This is a genomic window from Corynebacterium sp. LaCa_70 (assembly GCF_058182015.1).
Genome location: NZ_CP190914.1, coordinates 506,866 through 523,442, shown reverse-complemented (window position 1 = coordinate 523,442; position 16,577 = coordinate 506,866). Strand labels below are relative to the sequence as shown.

General features: G+C 56.3%; 15 protein-coding genes and 2 tRNA genes. 10 read left to right on the top strand and 7 right to left on the bottom strand.

Annotated elements, in window-relative coordinates:
- Positions 1 to 30 precede the first annotated feature (30 nt).
- The 4 genes from orn to ACP8MI_RS02355 all read left to right on the top strand — a co-directional run bounded on the left by orn (position 31) and on the right by ACP8MI_RS02355 (position 3,009).
- Positions 31 to 711 carry an oligoribonuclease gene (gene orn / locus ACP8MI_RS02370; protein ID WP_126844787.1) on the top strand — a complete coding sequence of 227 codons (681 nt, stop codon included), beginning with the start codon at positions 31 to 33 and terminating at the stop codon, positions 709 to 711.
- 49 nt (positions 712 to 760) lie between these two features.
- Positions 761 to 836 (top strand) — tRNA-His (locus tag ACP8MI_RS02365).
- 309 nt (positions 837 to 1,145) lie between these two features.
- A complete protein-coding gene (locus ACP8MI_RS02360; RefSeq protein ID WP_126844788.1) occupies positions 1,146 to 2,669 on the top strand; it encodes a molybdopterin-dependent oxidoreductase in 1,524 nt (507 codons plus the stop codon).
- A 70-nt stretch (positions 2,670 to 2,739) separates the two neighbouring features.
- Entirely contained in the window at positions 2,740 to 3,009 is a 270-nt protein-coding gene (locus ACP8MI_RS02355; RefSeq protein ID WP_126844789.1) for a hypothetical protein, read from the top strand.
- Between the two features lie 3 nt (positions 3,010 to 3,012).
- On the opposite strand, the gene ACP8MI_RS02350 is transcribed toward ACP8MI_RS02355, so the two are convergent.
- Positions 3,013 to 4,263: an NAD(P)/FAD-dependent oxidoreductase gene (locus tag ACP8MI_RS02350; protein WP_126844790.1), complete on the bottom strand. Its 1,251-nt coding sequence runs from the start codon at positions 4,261 to 4,263 to the stop codon at positions 3,013 to 3,015.
- A gap of 51 nt (positions 4,264 to 4,314) precedes the next feature.
- A complete protein-coding gene (gene brnQ, locus ACP8MI_RS02345; protein WP_238635901.1) occupies positions 4,315 to 5,700 on the bottom strand; it encodes a branched-chain amino acid transport system II carrier protein in 1,386 nt (461 codons plus the stop codon).
- A gap of 77 nt (positions 5,701 to 5,777) precedes the next feature.
- Here brnQ and ACP8MI_RS02340 point away from each other — a divergent pair, with 77 nt between their 5' ends.
- Both ACP8MI_RS02340 and ACP8MI_RS02335 read left to right on the top strand, forming a co-directional pair.
- On the top strand, positions 5,778 to 6,758 hold the full coding sequence (locus ACP8MI_RS02340; protein ID WP_126844791.1) for an ornithine cyclodeaminase family protein: 981 nt from the start codon (positions 5,778 to 5,780) through the stop codon (positions 6,756 to 6,758).
- A 23-nt stretch (positions 6,759 to 6,781) separates the two neighbouring features.
- Positions 6,782 to 7,450, top strand: coding sequence for a GntR family transcriptional regulator (locus ACP8MI_RS02335; protein WP_126844792.1), 669 nt, complete (start codon positions 6,782 to 6,784; stop codon positions 7,448 to 7,450).
- A gap of 19 nt (positions 7,451 to 7,469) precedes the next feature.
- On the opposite strand, the gene hrpB is transcribed toward ACP8MI_RS02335, so the two are convergent.
- Together hrpB and ACP8MI_RS02325 are read right to left on the bottom strand one after the other, a co-directional pair.
- Positions 7,470 to 9,944 (bottom strand): ATP-dependent helicase HrpB, encoded by a 2,475-nt coding sequence (gene hrpB / locus ACP8MI_RS02330; RefSeq protein WP_490290748.1) that lies wholly within the window; start codon positions 9,942 to 9,944, stop codon positions 7,470 to 7,472.
- A 93-nt stretch (positions 9,945 to 10,037) separates the two neighbouring features.
- Entirely contained in the window at positions 10,038 to 11,186 is a 1,149-nt protein-coding gene (locus ACP8MI_RS02325; protein WP_018120900.1) for a L,D-transpeptidase, read from the bottom strand.
- A gap of 475 nt (positions 11,187 to 11,661) precedes the next feature.
- Between ACP8MI_RS02325 and ACP8MI_RS02320 the strand changes: the two genes are divergently transcribed.
- Positions 11,662 to 11,734 (top strand) — tRNA-Lys (locus tag ACP8MI_RS02320).
- Positions 11,735 to 11,898: 164 nt separating this feature from the next.
- Here the strand turns inward: ACP8MI_RS02320 and ACP8MI_RS02315 are convergent.
- Both ACP8MI_RS02315 and ACP8MI_RS02310 read right to left on the bottom strand, forming a co-directional pair.
- A complete protein-coding gene (locus ACP8MI_RS02315) occupies positions 11,899 to 12,681 on the bottom strand; it encodes an enoyl-CoA hydratase-related protein (protein ID WP_018120899.1) in 783 nt (260 codons plus the stop codon).
- A gap of 126 nt (positions 12,682 to 12,807) precedes the next feature.
- Positions 12,808 to 14,241, bottom strand: a complete 1,434-nt coding sequence (locus ACP8MI_RS02310; protein WP_018120898.1) for a glutaminase — start codon at positions 14,239 to 14,241, stop codon at positions 12,808 to 12,810.
- Positions 14,242 to 14,355: 114 nt separating this feature from the next.
- Here ACP8MI_RS02310 and ACP8MI_RS02305 point away from each other — a divergent pair, with 114 nt between their 5' ends.
- Positions 14,356 to 14,964, top strand: a complete 609-nt coding sequence (locus ACP8MI_RS02305) for a nicotinamidase (RefSeq protein ID WP_284589702.1) — start codon at positions 14,356 to 14,358, stop codon at positions 14,962 to 14,964.
- Positions 14,965 to 15,017: 53 nt separating this feature from the next.
- On the opposite strand, the gene ACP8MI_RS02300 is transcribed toward ACP8MI_RS02305, so the two are convergent.
- Positions 15,018 to 15,299: a DUF3618 domain-containing protein gene (locus ACP8MI_RS02300; RefSeq protein ID WP_018120896.1), complete on the bottom strand. Its 282-nt coding sequence runs from the start codon at positions 15,297 to 15,299 to the stop codon at positions 15,018 to 15,020.
- Positions 15,300 to 15,429: 130 nt separating this feature from the next.
- On the opposite strand from ACP8MI_RS02300, the gene bcp reads away from it, so the two are divergent.
- Together bcp and ACP8MI_RS02290 are read left to right on the top strand one after the other, a co-directional pair.
- Positions 15,430 to 15,900, top strand: coding sequence for a thioredoxin-dependent thiol peroxidase (gene bcp, locus ACP8MI_RS02295; protein WP_201809253.1), 471 nt, complete (start codon positions 15,430 to 15,432; stop codon positions 15,898 to 15,900).
- Between the two features lie 53 nt (positions 15,901 to 15,953).
- Positions 15,954 to 16,574, top strand: coding sequence for a TetR/AcrR family transcriptional regulator (locus ACP8MI_RS02290; protein ID WP_018120894.1), 621 nt, complete (start codon positions 15,954 to 15,956; stop codon positions 16,572 to 16,574).
- Positions 16,575 to 16,577 lie beyond the last annotated feature (3 nt).

The window sequence follows — 16,577 nt, the reverse complement described above, 5'->3', positions numbered from 1 at the left end:
CGCAAATTTTCACGCAAGAAAGTTTTACTCATGACAACTGCTAATTCTGAAAATTCCGCACCACATCACGCTGCTTCTACAAACGGAATTCCCGCGAAAAGCAACCGTCTAGTGTGGATCGACCTGGAAATGACTGGCTTGGATCCGAAGCAGCATGTCATCGTCGAAGTTGCAGCTTTGGTCACCGATGCCAACCTGAATATTCTTGGCGACGGCTACTCCGCGGTCATTCATGCCAGTGCAGAAGAACTGGCCAAGATGGATGAGGTCGTTGTACGCATGCACCAAGCTTCTGGCCTGGATAAAGAAATTGCGGAGTCCACCACCTCCATCGGCGAAGCTGAGCACGCTGTGTTGGATCTGATTGCGCAGCACTGTGAGGAAGATTGGACGGTTCCACTGGCCGGTAATTCGATCGCTACTGACCGCCGGTTTATCCAGGAATACATGCCAAAGCTGGATCAGCGCTTGCATTACCGCATGGTGGATGTCTCTACGATCAAAGAGCTTTCTCGTCGCTGGTTCCCTCGCGCATATTTCCAGCAACCGGATAAGGGCCAGGCGCACCGCGCGCTAGCCGACATTGTGGAATCAATCCGTGAGTTGGATTACTACCGTCGTGCGGTTTTTGTGGATCCAGACGAGCTTTCTAGCAACGATGCCGCCCGCGCGAAGGACGACGCAACCGCCACCTACCAGCGGTTTTTGTAAACTCGCGATGATGCGCTAGTCTAGTGCGTGCTGCTTTAGAGTAGCGATGGTGGCTGTAGTTCAGCTGGTAGAGCACTAGGTTGTGATCCTAGGTGTCGCGGGTTCGAGCCCCGTCAGCCACCCCAAAGTTTCACCCTTTCGGTCGCAGAAATGCTGCCGAAAGGGTGTTTTCACGTGGCAGGCTACATATATCCGGAACAGAGCGTGGGCGAGACTTTCGCCAGAATAACCCCATTATTTGTTCTATTTTCTGATAACTAACCTTGCACACACATAGAAAAGCTAAGGCTTTTCAATCATAAATCCCCAGCTTGCCGAGCTGTAACTGACTGTCTTTTTCAATTTATAAGTGTTACGTTATAAAAGAGTAGTTTCGAAGATTTTTCCCAATCACGTCCCATGACTGCTACCCCCCTTGATTGAAGGAACAGCCAATGGAAATTAATCCAGATTTCCCACTCTGGCTCCGCGCCAGCCACCTCATCAACTTTGTCCTGATCGGCATCCTCCTACGTTCCGGCTGGGAGATGCTCGCCTCCATGCCTCGCCTGTGGTGGCGCAATGACTGCGCACCAGGCACCGAGTGGTTGAAGTTCACCAAGCGTGAGCTTCCCAAAGAAGAAGGCGTCTACACCTCCCTAATGGATGAAAAGTCTGCTTCCCCAATTTTCACTCTTCCGGGCCGCGAAAACATCGGCTTAGGCCGTCACTGGCACGGCCTAGGCGTGATGCTGTGGGTGCTTAACGGCGTCTTCTACGTCATTATGCTATTTGCCACCGGGCTGTGGAAACGGCTAATCCCAACCTCCTGGGATGTTTTCCCCGAAGCCTGGGACTCGTTCAAAACATACATGTCGTTCACCGCACCAGGCATCGAACACTTCCAGCCTTACGACGCGTTGCAGCAGCTGACGTACTCATTCGTGATCTTCATCCTGGCTCCGTTCATGATGCTGACCGGCGTCGCAATGTCGCCTGCCGTGCGCCAGTCCATGCCGTGGTACGTAAAAATGTGGGGTGGGCATCAAGGTGCACGTTCCCTGCACTTCATCGGCATGGCGATGATGTCCGGCTTCGTAATCATGCACGTCGGTCTGGTCATGCTGGTACACCGCAATCACAACACCACGAACATGGTCTTCGGCGTTATGTCCACTGAACGCGCAGGCCAGGCGCTGTTCATCATGGTGCTTACCGTCGTGCTGGTCGTCTGTTTCTGGATCGGACTTTCCTACTGGTCGCTGTCGGATCGCGTCCGCGCCCACAATTTCTTGGTGCTTACTACCGAATGGGGCCGCAAAATCTTCCTGCAGAAACTGCGCCCACGCGGAGCCAAGCAGAAAGCCTACACTGACGACGATATTTCGGAATTCCACTGGACCAACGGTCTGCCACCAACGGAAGACGAATCCGAGTACTGGATCGAACAACGCGATAGCAACTGGGACGGCTATGAAATGACAGTCTTTGACGATGTCCGTGACGTCAACAAGACCATCACCTTGGATGACCTCCGTGCCCTTCCCCAGCACTCGTACATCGCCACCCACACCTGCATGCAGGGATGGTCGGCCACGTCGCGCTGGCGTGGTCCGAAACTTACCGACACGCTCGAGCTATTAGGCGAACGCCCAGAAGGGGCCCGCTACGTACTAATCGAGTCCTACGGTCTGGCGCAAAAGATGATTGATGATCGTCCCCGTGAGCCATTTTACGCCGCTATTGACCTAGAAACTGCCTACGAAGATGACACCATCCTCGCGCTGGACCGTAATGGCGAACCTATCGATAACCACCTGGGTGCACCGGTGCGGTTGCGCGTAGAATCTAACCACGGATACAAGCACGTGAAATGGGTATCGCGGATCGGCTGGATTAAGGATTACCAGGACTACCAGGATGGTCGTGGTGGAACCCGTGAAGATTCCGCACTGCAAGCTTTTAACGGCCGCATCTAGATACTCTTTTCGGTAGTGCTAAAACCTCTCTAGACCCGTAATTCTGGAAACCGTATTTCCGAGGAGAATAATGGCACCATTACAGACCACGCACTTTGCCGTTGCAGGTGTAGACAATAAAGACGGTGGCAAGACAAGCAAGAAGATTTTGCAGGCGCTTTACGACATCTTCAGCAGCAAAGGGATGGGCTATGCTGCCTTCGAATTCTCCCCGAATGCACCCGCACGGTTGATCATCAAGCACAAAGCTGACCAACAACCAGATATCGACGCACTCAACGCGCAAATGGCGAAGGTCAGCACAGCGGAAATCTCAGAGGTGCTGTTCAAATCACGGTAGGTTTCATCCCAGCCACGTAAACCGTTCTGGATGAATCTTTCCCATCCAATCGGGCATTGTCTCTCCCGCAATCACACCAGACACCAACTGTGCAGTCCGGGGCGCAAGGCTGATTCCTTGCATGGCATGGCCCGTGGCGACGACGACATTCGGGAATTTTCGCAGCGCGCCAATATGCGGCAAACCATCCGGAGTCATCGGTCGCATCCCCTGCCAAGGTTCCAAGTCATACTCATTGACTGGCCATTCTGGGAAGAAGCTCCGCACGCCTTTGAGAATTCCTCCGGCACGAACATGATCCAGGCTTTCATCAATTCCGCTGAATCCCATGGTTCCTGCAACCACCACGTGGTCCCCCATGGGTGTGGCAACCACTTTGGCATCTGTCATATACAGCGTGTCGGTGAGCCAGCCTTCTTCCACCGGGAAATCAAAACCATATCCCTTACCTGCCTGCAGCGAAATGCGCTGACCGAGTTGTTGTAAGACCTCCCCGGTCCAAGCCCCAGCAGCAACCACCACGTGGTCTGGGTCGATAAACGAGCCATCCACGATCACGCGTGCCTTCCCAGAGCCACGATCGCGCAACCACGCACGCGAAGCGACAAATTCCACCCCGGCTTCCTGGCATGCTTTATACAGTGCAGCCGTAAACTTCGCGGGATCCAGGTGCGCATCTCCTCGCGATTCGATTCCACCCTGCACATCTTTCGACAACGCTGGCTGATATGTACGCAATTCCGCATCATCCATGCGTCGGTAGCTCAATCCCGGAAAATTATCTGCAAAATGCGTCAACTCATCCAAACGCGCATCCATACCAGAGGTATCTTTAAACAGCGTGCGCATCGTGGCGAAGTCCAAATCAACCTCGACGCCTTCGGCAACAAATTCATCGAAGGTGCTAAACGTTTCTTTGGACAATTGAATCAGCGTTTCTGTGCCAGCGGCGTAGTGTTTACTGCTGGTGTGCTGCAGCATTCGCAGCAAGAAAGTATAAAACCGCCAGTCTGCAGATGGGCTGATATACAGTGGCGAATCCTTTTTCCACAGCCACTTCATCGCTTTTGTTAATACGCCCGGCGCTGGAACTGGCTCACTCATGGTCGGCACTACCCAACCGGCGTTGTGGCTCGAAGCCTTGGATCCCGGCGCGACCGGGTCCACGATGGTTACGTTATGGCCTTCCTTGGCCAGACGAAAAGCACTGGCCATACCGATGGCTCCCGCACCGATGACGACGATGTCTTTCATGGTTTCTGCCGCTCCCTTCTCACTCTTGTTGGCTTAGCAGCCATACTTGCGTTAGCTTTCAGCTTGTTCGTCGGCAAGCTCCTCCATCGACTGTTCCTCCACTATCTCCGGCTTTCCAGAAGTGGCTTGCGCGTAGATATAACCAATCACAGCCCCCAGGATCGCGGGAATAATCCAACCACCGTAATCAGTAAACAGCGGGATAAACGACAACGCGGAGTCAATGTTGCTCATGTCGACGTTGGCGGCGCGGATCGCGTCAAGGATCGCGAAAGGCGCGGTAGCAATGGTCGCCCCCACGTAGACAGCCCGTGCTTTACCGAAAATTTCGTCGACAAGCGTCAGCAGAATGAGCACCATCGAGAGCGGGTAGAGCAAGAACAATACGGGAAGTGCGGCAGAAAGAACCGTCTCCAACCCCAAGTTAGCGATGCCAAAGCCCAACGTTGCGTTGATCCACACCCACTTTTTGTAGCCAAAGTTCGGGAATACGCGCGCGAAATAATCAGCAACGGCGGTCAAACAAGCCACGTTGGTGGTCAGCCCCGTCAAGAAAACGACAGCGCCGATCACGTAAAGGCCTGGTTGACCAAGCAAATAGCGAGAAGCTTCGGCGAGCAATTGTCCACCGTTGTCCATGCGTCCGATGGCGTCAACAGAACTTCCACCGATCCATGCCAGCGAAATATGCAAGATCGCCAACGCAACAACAGTGAACAATCCGGCTTTGAAAAAGACCGTGGAAATTCCGCGATTGCTGTTCACACCTTGACTACGAATCGCCTGGATGAAAACACCGGCAAAAACTAACGCGGCAGCGGCATCCATCGTCAGGTAGCCTTCGATAAACCCGGTGAAAAACGCACTCTCGGTATAAGCGTCCAACGGTTCGTGCACGTGCCCCATTGGGTTCACGATGGAGGTCACGATGATGAGCAGCAACAAAATGCCGAACGCTGGGGTCAGTACCTTACCGATACGATCTACCAGTTTGTTCGGGCTCAGCGAGAGCCAGATGGTCGCTGCGATGAAAATAGCCGAAAAGATCAGCAATGGCAGACGGTGTGCGGTGTCTTGATTCGGCAACGAGGGCAAAACGCCAATCTCAAACACCACGGACGTCGTACGTGGAATTACGTAGATCGGCCCTAAGGTCAAAAATAACACCAGGCAGAAAACGATCGCGTATTTATTACTCACCCGTGATGCCATTCGGTGCACGTCGCCGCTAGTTTTTGCTAAAGCGACAATCGCCAAAAACACCAGACCAACGCCGGTGATGAGAAAACCGGCCATGGGAATCCACATGTCACTACCGGCTTCTTGGCCGACCATTGGCGCGAAAATAATATTACCGGCGCCCAAAAACATGGCGAAGAGCAGGAAGCCTAGTGCCGCGAGCTCGAAAAAATTCAGTCTTTTATCTGTCGTCATCATTTGTCCTCACTGTGATCTAGATGAAACCTTAGAACGCTATCAGTACAATTGCAATGACACTAGAAAGGATGCTGTCCATGCCTGAACAAACCCCACTGGCACCAGAGTTCATCTCCTACGAGCAGGTCTATGCCGCATTTACCCCGGCAGATGCCGTCGCCACGCTTCGCGAAACCCTACGAAACGGCTTCGATCCCGCCGGTGATCAATCGCGGTCTGCCGTCCCGGTCGAAAACGGTGAATTCCTGATCATGCCATCAGCAACCTCGTCGGCATTTGGCATCAAGTTGCTCTCGGTGGCACCTCCCGGCTATCACGACAACTTGCCGCGTATTCAGGGCTCCTATCTGCTTTTCGACGGCACCACCTTGAGCCCAAGAGCACTGATCGATGGCATCGCCGTTACCAACTTGCGCACACCCGCGGTCTCTATTTCGTGCATCTATGATTTTCTTGCCGGCGACTCCGGCAACGCTAACGATGCTGCCGGCAGCTCTGCCCCACTCAAGGTCGCGATTTTCGGCACCGGACCGCAAGGCCGCTCACATGCTGCGACTGTAGAATCCACCTTCCCAGACCGGGAGATCTCGTTGACGTTCATTTCGCGCACGCAACCACAGGACCTCGACGACCGATACCACTGGACACAGGCGGGCAGCGAGGAAGCACGCGAAGCCACCCGGGCTGCCAACCTGATCTTGTGTACCACCACCGCATCGGAACCGATCCTGACCAAAGACGAGGTTTCGGACAGCGCAGTCATCGTCGCCGTCGGATCGCATTCTCCAGATGCACGTGAATTAGCTACGGATTTGGTTGCCTCAGCCACCGTCATTGTGGAAGATATGGACGCCACCCTGCGCGAAGGCGGCGATATCATCCAACCGTTAAACGAAGGCGCCTTGCGCACAAGCGATCTGCTTAGCTACGCCGACGTCGTCAGTGGAAAAGTTCAGGTGGCACGCGATAAACCCATCGTTTTCAAATTCACTGGCATGCCGTGGGAAGATCTCGCGCTCGCAGAAGCAATCGCCGACAAGGTATCCGCACAGGGCTAATCAGCGCCACGTAAACTTGCACCATGGCTCACGCTCAGATCCCCCAGATTTCTGCTCGCGCGACCTCCCTGCGTGATCAAGTATCCGAATCCATCCGCGCCGGGCTGATCTCCGGCGAGCTCGCCCCCGGACAGATTTATTCAGCGCCACAACTGGCCGCACAAATGGGGGTATCTGCTACCCCTGTGCGCGAGGCCATGCTGTATTTCGAACGCGAGGGCATGGTCACCAAAATGCGCAATACCGGCTATAAGGTGACCGAGCTTTCCGACGACATCCTCGACGGGGCAGCCGAGGCCCGGATTCTGTTGGAAGTGCCCACCATGGCGAAAGTCGCGCGGATCTGCACCGGCGACATTGCAGAAAAAGTCGCAGAGTTACGCGCCCTGGCACATGAGCTGAATGACGCCGCCGAACGCGGCGACCTGGTTTCCTATTTGCAGGCGGACCTGCGCTTCCATTGTGATTTCCTAGCTCTAGCCGGAAACCCAGTAATCGTGGAAACAGTGTCTAGTCTACGCACGCGCAGCCGTGTCACCGGCCTGCGTCGGCTCGCCGAAGCGGACAGTTTGGTTGCCAGCTCCCGCGAACACGAAGCGATGATCGATGCCGCACTCGAGCAAGACGCCAACGCGATGGAAGCCATCGTGCGCACCCACATCGGACACGTGCGCAAGGAATGGGCTGACTAATCACTAGTTTTTGCGGGGTCTAGTTTTTACGCAGCCTCGCATTCGTTTTCGCCGTCGCTGTCGCCAACCACGGATCTTCCGGCCACGGGTGCTTCGGGTAGCGCCCGCGCATATCCGCGCGCACCCCGGCATAAGGCCCGGACCAAAAACTCGCGAGATCGTCGGTAATCGCTAACGGTCGCCCCGCCGGCGAAAGCAAATGAAACTGCACCCGTTTTCCGCAATACACCGGCGATTCCGCCAGACCGAAGCATTCCTGCAACTTCACGCTTGCCACTGGGCGCTCGCCGGACCAATCCAGCCGCACTCCCCTTCCCGAAGGCACCGGCATATGCTCTGGCGCAAGCTCATCCAACCGCGTGGCCTCTGGCCAGGGCAAAAGGCGCTGTAACGCGGGGTACAGATCCACCTTGGCAATCGGTGTACCCTCAGCAATCTGCTCCAGTTCGGGTGCCAACCAGGTAGCTGGGTCTTGCGCCGCCACATCCGGCCACGGCGAACCGTAGTGTTCGTGCAGGTGTCGCAGCCGGTCATAGAAATTGCTTGCCGACGCCGACCACTCGAATAATCCGAGCCCGTGCTCCCGAATACTTTCTACCACGGCCGCGGCTGCCTGCGCACCACTGACCTGCACCGGCGTCGAAGACAACTCGATTGCTCCGGCCATCCGTCGTTTCCGGCCACGAATCTTGCCCTCGTCTATCGTCGCGCTAATGACTTCTTGCACCCCGATGGCATCCAGCGCATCGTCTTCGGAAATCCGAGCGGCTGCACGAATAATCGCATTCCCGGCATTCGACAAGGAAATTTCCGCAACCGCAAGCCAATCTGCATCCGCCAAGCCAGAATCCGCCAGCAAACGCGCCCGCGTGCCGCTCGCCAGAAGATATTCGCGGCTAGTCCCAGCCCCAGGGCCACCGTGAGCATCTCGGGCACCGGTTGCTGCTGGCGCCGTTGCCCGAGATGTCCCCTGTGCACGAGATGCTCCAACTGACACCGCGCGGGCTACGTGCTCGGGGAAGGCCGCAGCGACCACAGCTCCCGGATCCGCCGGCCCCACATCCGGCACCAATGTGGCCAACCGCTGTACTAATCGTTTTTGGGCGTGTGCCCGAGTAATATCCCCGCGCGGGTTCTCCTCCAACTGCGCAATAGTTTTCGCGGCCCCGGCACCATAACGCAGCAGCGTGGCACCCAAGCGCGGATCCGTCGGCAAGAGAGCCAGTTGTTTCGTCGCTCCGATGCGCTGTAGGGTGCTGCGGGCGGTTGCCAGCGCGGCAGCTGGCGGCTGATCCAACAAAGGGAAATCCTCGCCAGCGCCCCAGCTATCCAGAAATAAGGCGGCTTGGGTGAGGTCCGCACTGAGAATTTCCGGCGTCGTATGCGGCGCGAAATGCTGGTAGTCGTCCTGCGAGTAGCAGCGCACGACGGTTCCTGGGCCTTCACGTCCGGCGCGGCCTGCACGCTGATCCGCACTAGATTTGGAGGCCGATGCCGTCACCAACCCCGACATTCCCCGCTGCATGTCACGCCGCGGCGTACGAGCCAAGCCGGCATCGACGACAGCCCGCACCCCAGGCACAGTCAGCGAAGATTCCGCAATAGAGGTTGCCACCACGATGCGCGTGGCATCGGTAGACAACGCGCGGTCCTGCTCTTCGGCGGATTGTTGGCCGTGCAGTGGGAAAACGGGGAGGTCAGCGTCGACAAGCGTGGCTAATTCCGCACACACTTGGTTGACTTCCCGAACCCCGGGCACGAACACCAGCGTCGAGCCTGCGCTCGGCTTTCGTTGCTCAGACGCGTGCCCGCTCATCGGCTGTGCTGCCTGCTGTGTTGCCTGCTGGGCTGCTTGTTCTGCGACGTGGCGGTAAAAACCACGCTCCCCTGCTGCCCGGCCGGGCGCCGGCGCATAACTGATTTCCAGAGGATGAATGGCTGCCTCAGTGACGTGTATCGGTGCATCCATCAGCTGGGAAAACCGCTGCGCATCGACGGTGGCAGACATAGCAATCACGCGGAAATCCTCGCGCAACTGGGCCAACTCCAGGCACATGCCCAACACCAGATCGGTATCGAGTTGGCGCTCGTGGACCTCATCAATCGCCACAGCTGCTACCCCGGGAAGCTCTGGATCACGCAATAAACGGCGTAGTAACACCCCCGGGGTCACAAATTCCACCGCACTACCCGGCACGGATTCGCCCCGAATGGCATGGCCGACAAGCTTCGGCTGGCCGGACAGGGCTCGCAGCCGATGCGCGGCTGCACGCACCGCAACCCGGCGTGGGGCAGTCACGATAATCTTGCCGACGCCCGATGCGGTGTGTTCGGCCGCATGATCGTGCGCTGCCTGATTTGCCAGCGCCGGTGGAATCAGCGTGGTTTTACCGGTCCCCGGCGGGGCTTGCACGACGACGTTGCCGTCGGCCGGCAAGCTAGCAATGGTCTCGGCAACAGGCAGGCCTGCACCGATGCGTGTGAGATCAAAAATGCGCGTCATAGTTATTCACGCATTCTAGTGTTGCCGGTCCCGCTGTTAGGCTTGGCCACGACGGGGGTGCTGCAGCCGCGTCTGGCCTGGCGGCTACCAGGAGCCGATCTCGTCGGTGTTACCCGCCGACCATGTTTCCCAGTCAATATTCCAGTCACCCAGCCCGTCGTAGCCCGACAGGGTGCCACCGCTGGTGTTTTTCACCTCAATGACGTCACCGCGCTTGACGGTGTTCATAAACCACTGCGCATCGGCATCGGTGACGTTAATGCAGCCGTGCGAGGTATTGGATTTACCCTGCGCCCACTCCGACCACGGTGCGCCGTGCACGTAGATGCCGGAATACGACATCTGCGTCGCAAAGTTCACCTCGGTGCGATACGAGCCTTCGCCGGTCAGCCCGAAGGTCGTGGAATCCATCACCAGCTCGTTGTGCTGATCGCCAACCAAATAGGTTCCGTTCGGGGTTGCATACTCCGGACGGCCCAACGACACCGGCACGCTGCGCAGGGTCTCGCCATTACGGGTAACCGTCATGGTTTTGGTGGCATCGTCGACGACCGCGCGCACATCATCACCAATGGTGAAGCTCGCGGAGTTGTCCTTACTACCCCACATGCCGTTGCCCATGTCTACGCCATAAATATCGGCGTCGACGCTGACCTTGGTTCCTGGCTCCCAGTACTCTTTCGGGCGCCAGCGCAGCTCACTGTTGCTGATCCAGTAGAACGCACCAACGGTGTCATTGGACGTCTCAATGGTGATGGCATCCTGCACCGCCTGGCGATCGTACACCGTGCCAGCGAAACGGAAGTTGATTGTCTGGCCGATGCCCACTGTGGAATCCGGAAGCGGCACCATCGACACCGCGGACTGACTGGTTGGCTGTGGCGTCGTAAAGCTTGCCGACGTCGTGTTGCCCTCCACATCAGTAGCCTCGATGGTGTAGCTGCGGTTATAGCCGAGGACTTCGTCGGTCTTCCACGTTTTTCTGTCATCAGAAAGAACGGATTCCACCTCATAGCCAACCTCGTTGACCATCGTAACGGATTTCAGCTCGTTTTCGCCGGTGACCTCAACAGGAACGGTGGGGTTTACTTCCGTGGCGCCGTCTTTCACGCTGATCGACGGCGGGGTTTCCAAACTCTGACTTTCTGCTGCCGATGAATGCTGCGTGTCAGAACTGGTATCCGCGCAGGCCGCAAGGCCTAACACCAACCCTCCGATTGCGAGGGTGGACACTGTTTTAGACCAGAAGGTCAACGCGGAGCTCCTTTCGCAGCACACAGCTGCATTTAGTTCAATATCGGGATGGCAATAAGGCCTGCCCAGCAGGCAGGCCGGTAATTAAGCACTGCTAGCGAGACTAACCCATTGATGCTGGTTTTCCAGCACTTATGGACATGAGTTATCCAGTTTTAACCGAATCGTTGCATAAATGGAGTGTTATTAATTAATCGCTTCCCACATCCGTTGTGTTAACGCCTAACGTTTTGTTAACACCTAAGGAGATACCGCCCGAAGAGTTAGCGCAAAACCATGCCCCTACATGACACCGCAGATAACCCTAGAAGCTTCACATAAAGGGTGAAAAACCGCAGCTCAGCGGTGCGATTTTTCTTATTCCAGAACCACTGCTAGAGTACTTATTCGTTGCACACGGTACAGTGTTTTACACAGAGTGTTCAACAGTAAGGGTTGAGTGATCAACACTTACGCGCCATTAGCTCAATTGGCAGAGCAACTGACTCTTAATCAGTGGGTTCGGGGTTCGATTCCCTGATGGCGCACAGTATAAGCAGGTCAGATGATTGTGATTTCAATCACCTGACCTGTTTTCGCATAGCGGCCTCTAAACCACAGTTGATGCACATGCATAGTTAGCTCACGTGATCGTAGCCGCTACACGCCACTAGCTTAGTAGCCGAGCGCGCTAGCCAGCTAATTAAACCAGTTATCTAAACCGAGGCGCGCGACGCTCCGCAAAGGCCTGCACACCTTCGCGGTGTCCCTCACTACGCAGCAACTTCGGCTGTTGTTCAGCCTCATGTGCCAATGTTTGCGACAACCGCCCCAGGCTGGCCGCGTTTACCCCACGTTTAGTAGCAGCTAGCGCTTCCTGCGAAGCCATCTGCAGCGCCGCTGCACACCCTCTGGCGGCATCTAACGCACCACCGTCGTCGGCAAGCTCAGCCAATAAACCCGCTTGGTGCGCAGCCGCAGCCGGCAAAGGCTGCTGCAACAACGCCATGCGCATCGCGACTGCCCTCCCGAGCGAAGCCGCTAAAGTCTGCATCACGCCGCCGTCGGGAAGCAGCCCGATCCGGCCAAAAGGCAACACAAAAAACGCACTGCGCGCAGCCACCACCAGATCACACGCCAACGCCAACGACGCCCCCACCCCAGCTGCGGCACCTTCTACGGCCGCAATAACCGGCACCTCTGCTTCGACAATAGTGCTGATCATGGAGTTAAGCTCACCCATCGAAGCCTGCATGTGCTCATCACTAACAGAACTCAATGACACACTTGCAGTCAGATCCAAGCCGGAACAAAAATGCTCGCCCGCACCTGTAATAACGATCGCGCGCACCGAATCATCAACGGCTAGCTCCGCGACGGTATTCGCGATCTCGCCGAAAGCCGTGTGCGTGAGCGCGTTGCGTTTATCCGGATTAACAATCGTGATGGTTGCCAGGTTGCCGTCGATGTTTTGCTGAATGAGCTCGTGCGCCATGTGCGCCCCTTTGTGCGTTTGTGTTCCACTTCTGGGCACCACAATAGCAAAGTTTGAGTGATCTTCCACACATAAACTTTAGGGTTGGCGCTACATCACGAACACATTGGCTAGCTCATTACAGCATTAGTTAACGTCAGCGGGTTCCTTCGGCGCAGCAGACTCAGCTTCTGCGCTGGGATCTTCTGCACCGTCTTCTTCTGCACCGTCAGCCCAGTCTTCCCAGTTATCCGGGCGTTGTGGCTGGTCTGGGTCCGGGCAATCGTCGTCATGATAGCGATCGTCTTCGCGCTCTGTAGCAAACGGCGCGGATTCCTGCTCGTTGACGTGGATCTCCGTACCATCCACCCGTCGGTAATCGGGCACGTGATCGTCCGGGTCCACAATCGAGATGCGGAAGCCTTTTTCTTCCAACAGGTGCATACCTTCTTTGAGCAGGTACCTGCCCATCTTGCGGATGCCAGAAACCCGAGTCATATCGAAGATGACGTGGTCCCCGGAGATCTCATGCTGCGAGAGCTCATACAGAATAGACTCCGCCGAATTGAAATTGATCATGCCCTGCAACGTGACGACGGTATCTTCCTGGTAGGTCACGATCGAGCGCACCGCATCCACACCCGCTCGGTCATCGGCCGCCATCAAGTGCAAGCCCATGTCCTGCGAAAGCAGCTTGAAAATCCGCACACCACGCACGGAATTGCCGTATTCATTCAGCCGCGGTGAATACGACGCAAAGCCCAACTGGCCCGGCAAAGTTCCCAGCAAACCACCGGAAACACCGGATTTTGCGGGGATTCCCACGTGCGCCATCCAGCGACCAGCTTGGTCATACATGCCCGCTGAACTCATCACCGCTAGCGTCAACCGGCACACATCCGGCTCGAGCACCCGCTTGCCATTCAACGGATGCTTGCCACCATTGGCCAACACGGCAGACATAAACGCCAGGTCACGAGTGTTCACAATGATCGAGCACTGCGCGGTATAACTGACGACGGCATCGTGGGCATCATCCTGAATAATGTCGTAATTACGCAGCATGTGCGCCAACGACAGGTTACGGTCCGCGAATTTCAGTTCGGATTCGCACAAGTCATAATCCACCCGCAGCTGTCGGCACGCCATCTCAGATAGGAAAGAGCGAATCATTTCGATACGGTCTTCCACCGTGGCTTCCGTACCACCAATCAACTGGGTTACGGCAATCGCACCCGCGTTAATCATGGGGTTCACCGGACGGTGGCCCTCGCGGTCCAGCGAGAGCTCGTTGAAGGCCTCACCGGATGGCTCCATGCCGACGATTTCGCTGACCACATCAATGCCGTGTTCCTGCACAGCCATGGCGTAGACGAACGGTTTAGAGATCGATTGGATGCTAAATTCCACCTCTGCATCACCGGCGCTGTAAATATGCCCGCTGGTAGTGCACATCGCCGCGCCCAAAGCATTCGGGTTTTTATCCGCCAATTCCGGAATATAGTCGGCGTTCGCGCCTGCGTCTTTGTAGCGGACCTCGTCCAGGATGGTGTCGAGGTAGGAAGAAATAGGTGCTTTCACAATCACTCTCCTGGAAAATTCAATCGAAAACGAAAACAGCGGCAAAATCCTGTGCCAGAATACGCGTTCCACGCACGTGAACAAACAGCCGGGGGAATACTAGACTGGAAAACTATGAGCGACAACACTGATACCCCAACTGATACCCCAGAAAACACTGCGCACACCGCCCTGATCGTCGTCGATGTGCAAAACGATTTTTGCCCGGGAGGCTCCCTGGGCACCGAGCATGGCGACGACGTCGCAGCGCGCATTGGCGCACTTGATACCAGCGGTTACGATCACGTCGTGGCGACGATGGACTGGCACATCGATCCGGGCTCCCACTTTGCGCCAGAAGGTGAGGAACCAAATTTCACCACCACGTGGCCAGTACACTGCGTCGCTGATTCCCACGGTGCACAGCTACACCCCGGCGTTAGCGCGCTGGAATTCGACGCAATCTTCCGCAAAGGCGAATACACCGCAGCATATTCCGGATTCGAAGCCGCAAATTCCGAGGGCACCGGATTAGCCGAATGGCTGAATGAACGCGGCGTTACACAGGTGGATATTGCAGGCATTGCCACCGATTATTGCGTGCGCGCGACGGTGCTGGATGCATGCGCGCAAACACAAGCCCGCGTGCGCGTGCTGCGGGATCTGTGCTCACCGGTAGCGAAGGAGACAGAACGCAGCGCTATCGAAGAAATGCGCGACGCGGGTGCGGAGATCGTCGACTAGGATCGTCGACTAGCTTTTCAACGAGCGCGACCTAGTGAAACAAGCGTGACGGGCTAGACGTCGTGTTCGACGATCATGCGCTTGAGCTCGTGAATATCTTTCTTGCGCTGGCGGCCTTTAAATACGTTGAAGGCAATGCCAGCGGCAACAACGGCACCGACACCAGCCAGGACTTTCTGCACCTGCGGGTCCTGCAGTTTTTCCAGGAGATTGGATTTGGCATCATTAACTAGGTTCGACGGCTTGGTGCGCTGTGCAAGCTCATCAAGCGTTCCCGCCAGCTGCTTGCGGGTGCGTTCAATATCACGCTGAATATCGTCAATTTTCCGTGCCACGTGCACTCTCCTATTAATTCACTGCTGTCGTTCACTGTTCACAGTTTCCTGGCAATTATGTTAGCTAGTCTACGTCAGACTACCTTTCTGCGCCTACCCGGTGGCCTGCTAACCCGGTACTGTGTTGGGTATGAGCAATATTCAACTTGGCGTAGGAGATGCTGCACCCGATTTCGAGCTACCGAACGACGAAGGCGGCACCACGAAACTCTCGGATTATTCGCGGGTACTGGTCTATTTCTATCCCAAGGCCAACACACCTGGATGCACCAAAGAAGCGTGCGACTTCCGCGATTCTTTGGGTCAGCTCAATGAACTAGGCATCGACGTCGTCGGCATCTCGCCGGACAAGCCGGAGAAACTCGCGGAGTTCAAAAAGGACCACGACCTGAACTTCCCGCTGCTTTCCGACGTCGACAAGAAGGTCATGGAAGCTTACGGAGCATTCGGCGAGAAGAATAACTATGGCAAGAAGGTCCAGGGCGTTATTCGTTCCACGTTCATCGTCAACAACGGCGCGATTGCGATGGCGCAGTACAACGTCAAAGCCACCGGCCACGTCGCCCGTGTGGTGCGTGATTTGCCGGATCTGGAAAGCTAAACCAAAACCACGACCAACCATAACGACGTTGAAGACAGGCAGGACGAAAGCCGATGTCAGAGATTCTGGTGCCGCGGCGTCGGCCGTCGCAGGCGCGTAGCCGGGAGCGTTTTCACCGCATCCTGCAGGCCGCGCGCAGCGTACTTGTCGACGTCGGCTTTGAATCTTTCACTTTCGACGAGGTTGCCCGCCGCGCCGAAGTGCCAATCGGCACGCTTTATCAGTTTTTCGCGAATAAATACGCGATGATCTGCGAACTCGATCGCGTCGATACCGCAGAATCCATTGGCGCGTTGCAGTCTTTTTCTGAGCAGATTCCCGCGCCCCAGTGGCCCGAGGTGCTGGAAGGGTTCATCGATCACCTCGCCCGGATGTGGAGCGAGGATCCTTCCCGTCGTGCCGTGTGGCATGCCATCCAATCCACCCCGGCTACCCGCGCGACGGCCGCAGATACACAACAGGAAATGCTGGCGATCATCGCCCAGGCATTGCGCCCGCTGGCACCGGAAATGGCAGAAGATGCGCGCTTGGAGATGGCCGGTTTGCTGGTGCACACGGTGGTCTCTTTACTGAATTACGGCGTGCAAGACGAAGATCCTGCAGCACTTGCCCGCACCGTCGACGAGACCAAGCGCATGCTGGTTGCCTACCTATTTAGCGTGGCGACGCTATAACGC